2 protein-coding genes are annotated in these 1415 nt (G+C 78.4%); both read left to right on the top strand.

Annotated features, from left to right (window positions below):
• Window positions 1-329 (top strand): FtsX-like permease family protein (locus ACFVXK_RS38685; protein ID WP_389622104.1); only part of this gene is annotated, 329 nt, incomplete at its 5' end.
• Window positions 326-1415: hypothetical protein (locus ACFVXK_RS38680; protein WP_389622101.1), on the top strand; the 1090-nt coding region annotated here is incomplete at its 3' end. The genes ACFVXK_RS38685 and ACFVXK_RS38680, both read left to right, overlap by 4 nt.

Here is a 1415-nt window from a genome sequence, read left to right as displayed (position 1 = left end):
GCGGACGGGAGTCCTCCGTACTGCTCGCCCTCGGCACCCCCCGCCGGTCGCTGGCCCGGGCCGCCGCCGCGGAAGGAGCCGTGCTGATCGTCCTCGGGACCGCCGTCGGCACCGGGCTGGGCGTCGCCCTCGTCCACCTGATGGCACCCCTGGTCGTGCTGACCCCGGCCGCGCACCGGCCGTTCCCGCCCGTACGGGTGGACATGCCGGCGTGGCAGACCCTGCTGACGGCCGCCGCCATCGCGGCCGTCCCCCTGCTGTCGGCCGCCACCGGCGGCCCCCGGGGCCGCGACGTCGCCGCCCGGCTGCGCCCCGTGGAGGACATGTGACCACCCCGCCGCCCTCCGCGACCGAGAACCCCTCCGCGCCCGCCGCCCGGTCCGGCCCCCGGCCCGCGCCCTGGGTCAGGACCCGGCTGCGGGCCGCCCGGGCCGGCAGCCTGCTCGCCGCCGTGCTCGCGTTCGTCGCCGTCCTGCTGGCCGCCGCCCTGCCGCGCGCCCAGGACCGGGGCGCCGACCAGGCCCTGCGCTCCTTCCTCCAGCGCGGCGGGCCCGGCTACACCAGCCTGCTGGCCACCGCGCCGCCCCCGGAGGGCAACCAGGGCACCGACGCCCTCGACGCGACCCGGGCGACCCTGCTCGCGCACACCGGAGGCAGCTTCCAGGTCGACCCGGACACCGTGGTGTACGGCACCTGGACCGTCAAGGGCCGCGGCCTGCTGAACCCGGGACTCGCCGCCCCCTCCGGCCTGCCGCCCGTCATGCGCCTGCTGTACCTCCGCGACGCCCGGGCACACGTACGGCTGGTGGAGGGCCAGTGGCCGGCCGAGGCACCCGCCGCCGGCACGGCACCCGCCGCCCGCGGCGCCGCCGACGACGGGCCCGCGCTGCGGATCGCGCTCTCCCAGCGCGCAGCCCGGACCATCGGAGCCGGCCTCGGCACGGTCCTCACCACCTCGCCCGTGCCCGGCGGCGGTCCCCGCGCGGAGGTCGTCGGCCTCTACACCGTCCCGGACGAGACCGACGACTTCTGGACGGACCTGGGCTGCCTCGCCTTCGCCTGCGAGTACCACCAGGGCGAGAACAGCTACTGGGCGGCCGACGCCCTGGTCGGGGCCGCCGACCTGCCCCGCCTGGACGGCTGGAGCTCCACCGCCGAGGACTTCTGGCGGCTGCCGGTGGACACCGGCCGGCTGCGCGCGGACCGGCTCGGCGCGACCGAGCAGGACATCGCCTCGTACGTCACCGGGCCCGTCGCCACCGAACTCGTCACCCAGACCGGGCGCGAGATGCTGCGCACCAACTCCCGGCTGCCCGACCTGTTCACCCAGGCCAAGGCCCGCAGCCAGGCCGCGGCACCGCTGGCCGCGATCGGCCCCGCCGGGGTGGCGGGGGTCGCCCTCGTCGTGCTCTGCC

Origin of the sequence: Streptomyces sp. NPDC058157 (assembly GCF_042884105.1) — a bacterium.
Lineage (GTDB): Bacteria > Actinomycetota > Actinomycetes > Streptomycetales > Streptomycetaceae > Streptomyces.
This window is presented reverse-complemented; position numbering and strand designations above follow the sequence as displayed.